Below are 2,835 nucleotides of genomic sequence, written 5' to 3' on the forward strand. Positions count from 1 at the left end.
GGATTCCGGAGCAAGGAGAGATTCAAACGGGCAATCTTGTTCCATTATGGCGGGCTGCCTATGGCACCCAACCCACACGGATAAGTGAAGAGCCATGGATATACAGTATATTGGTGTGCAAATTTGTCAATCCCTGATAGAGGCTGTAGTTATACGAACGCGTTCGCAACACTCCGGAAAAATGGATAGGAAATGTTTGTAACCTTCTGATATGGTTAGAAACTAGGATTTTCAGGGGTGGAGTTATACGCCCCTATGTAGGGGCTGGGGTGGCTCGAAAGAGGGCGTATAACTCCGGCGGTAGCCGTTATAAAATGCTTTTATCCTTTTGTTTTTGAAAGGAAAAGTATGAAATTTTGGGCGCGTTTTGGGTGGAGTTATACGAACGCGGGATATACGAATGTGTTCGTATAATTCACTGTTAGGCCTAAGGAATGAACAATAGTGAGTCTTAGCTGGGAAGAAATATTTCTTCAGGGTCCCGAGATTGATTTTCGCAACATCGTTGCCCAGTGGGCACCGCTCATAAGCGGATCCCTTCAGCCAATTGGCCTTTCTGCATTTGGGGACTTCTATTTTCTTCGTCCTGATGACACGGTCCATGTTCTGGATGTTCTCGATGGTGTTGTTCGGCAAGTTGCTGAGTCTTACGCTGATTTCGGTGAGTGCATGAACTCCAAAGAGTGGCAAGATGCCAATCTGATGCCAGAGGTCGTGTGGCAGCTTCAAGAGCGTGGGGTTAGTCGTGGCCCAGGTCAGGTATTTGGATTTGCACCCCATCCAGCGCTTGTGGGCAAAATTGCGCCGGAAACTGCTATGGCGCTAGATGCAGTGGTATGGCATAGCATTTGTGCTCAATTACTTGGCCCCGAAGCCAAAGATCCGGCCTAACAAAACGCGGCACTCGGACGCCCTTGTCTCCGCTTCGCTGCGTCAAGGTCGCCGGTGCGCTCTGCGTTAGTGGCTGTGGCTTCGGTTCTTTTGGGCTGCTGTGTGCCGGGGGCCTTGGTGCCGTGCTTGGTTGCCAAACCCGCGTAATCTGGTGAGCACCAAGGCCGTCAAAATCCGCGTTCGGTTTGGTTGCATCAGTAAGCAAGAGTTTTGGCGGGAAATTCGGTGTTCACCGTGTGGGGTCGTCCGCCGAAAATTGGGTCTGGATCTGCTACCTTTGAGTTCAGGTTCATTCACCGCATCGTTGGCGGTGTTTCAAACAGAGTGCATCGGCTCATGTCGGTGCCGGGTTACGGAGTAGGCCGTCAAGGTCAGTGCCAGGGAGCCGGCAGTATCATTACCTGCCACTAACCAGTCGCTGTAGTGCGCGGCCGATGGCCGCCGGACGCCCTTTACATTGCGGCTTCGCCTCCATTACAAGGGCGCCGCTAAGCTTCGCGTTATGTGTTCATGGGGAGGTAGTGTGGATCATAATCGAGAACGTTTGGCTGCTCACATTCTCCCCCTTTCAGTGGCAACCGATTTTGATACCGCGAGAACTGAATGGGCGCTCATTGGGGTGGAGGTCAGCGAAGAATTTGATAGCTGCCCTTGCGGCCAAGACATCAAAGAGCATTGCTACATCCGCAATCAGATCAATGGCAACACCACGTACGTCGGTAACGTATGTATTAATCGCTTCATCGGTATTAAGACCGGCAATCTTTTCGCTGGGCTTCGCCGCATAGCGGCAGACGACACCGCCAATGCAAACGAAGACCTGATCTATCATGCTTTCAAGCTTGGCTACATCTTTGATCAAGAATACAAGTTCTTGATGGACACACGCAGAAAACGGAAATTATCGCCCAAGCAAATTGCCTGGAAGCAGAAGATCAATCGACGCGTCATCAATAAAACCGTGGTGCAGCGCCGTAGCAGCACATAACCAGTGCAGGCACGGCGACGCCCATTACATTGCGCCTTTGGCTCCATTCCATGGGCGCGCATGCTGCAAGCGTTAATGGCCCAGGCCGTCTTCATTTTTGGCGGGCTCAGTGCAAGGGCCTTGGCATCGGACTTGGCTGCAAAGCCGCCTTTGTTGGTGATGGCCAAGGCCGGAAAAGTTGCTGTCGGGGTTGGTTGCCAAAGTCACCCGCAGCATGGTTATTCATGGCGTGCCCCAGTCGCAGGGCCGTCCAGTTCAAACAGTAATCGGGTTGGTGCGGTTTGCGTTCTGGTTCCTTTCGCCATCCGTCTGGTTGGTGCAAGCTGTTCGGGAGAGGGCATGCAGCGCTGGGTGCCAAGGGAGACCTTGGTGGTGACCGGCCACTAACCAGGCGGTCAACCGGACGCCAAAAGCTTACAGCTTTTGGTTCCCTCCGCTGCGCTCCGGCGCCGGTTACCGCAAGCGTTAGAAGGTATATGAGCAGACATCGCAAACAAGCCCAGGGTGACAACTGGATCAGTACCACCCTCAATAAGCCTATTGGTGGCCAGCTTGGCAAAAAGCGATCAAAAGCCTTTGTCATGACATTCGCCATTGTTGGTCTAGCGTTTATCTGGTGGCTTTTCACATCAGAGCTTGGCTTCAAGGCAGGGAGCGGTGCGACGGTTTTTCTGGTGTTAGCGCTTCTCGCAGTGACTTGGCAGCATAAGGTTCTGCATTCGGGAAAACGAAAGTGGAAGGCGTTCGACCGAGAGGAGTAAGTTAACCCTTCTAACCAGTCATTCCAGTTCGTTCCGGTCCCGATGGGCCTCCACCGGACGCCCTTTCCTCCGCTTCGCTGCGTAAAGGTCGCCGCTGAATATTGGCGTTAGGTGCAAAGCATGAGGTTTGCAGGGGCGGTGTTTTCGAGCTGGCTTTTTGTGACATTTGTGTACATTGCTAGTTTGTACATCGAC

3 protein-coding genes are annotated in these 2,835 nt (G+C 52.6%); all 3 read left to right on the forward strand.

The genetic code is table 11. The features are described 5' to 3' along the window. The first annotated feature begins 444 nt into the window (after positions 1–444). The gene (locus tag J122_RS19950) at positions 445–891 is read left to right on the forward strand and encodes a hypothetical protein (RefSeq protein ID WP_061334028.1); all 447 of its coding nucleotides are present in this window, start codon (positions 445–447) and stop codon (positions 889–891) included. 523 nt (positions 892–1,414) lie between these two features. Beyond that, positions 1,415–1,879 (forward strand): hypothetical protein, encoded by a 465-nt coding sequence (locus tag J122_RS19955; RefSeq protein WP_082780663.1) that lies wholly within the window; start codon positions 1,415–1,417, stop codon positions 1,877–1,879. 476 nt (positions 1,880–2,355) lie between these two features. Continuing rightward, on the forward strand, positions 2,356–2,640 hold the full coding sequence (locus J122_RS19965) for a hypothetical protein (protein WP_061334034.1): 285 nt from the start codon (positions 2,356–2,358) through the stop codon (positions 2,638–2,640). The last annotated feature ends 195 nt before the right edge of the window (positions 2,641–2,835 follow it).

The sequence above is a fragment of the Marinobacter excellens LAMA 842 genome (genome assembly GCF_001574445.1).
Lineage (GTDB): Bacteria > Pseudomonadota > Gammaproteobacteria > Pseudomonadales > Oleiphilaceae > Marinobacter > Marinobacter shengliensis.

Coding starts and splice junctions, on each gene's coding strand:
- J122_RS19965 (WP_061334034.1), top strand. CDS start 2,356: ATGAGCAGACATCGCAAACAAGCCCAGGGTGACAACTGGATCAGTACC.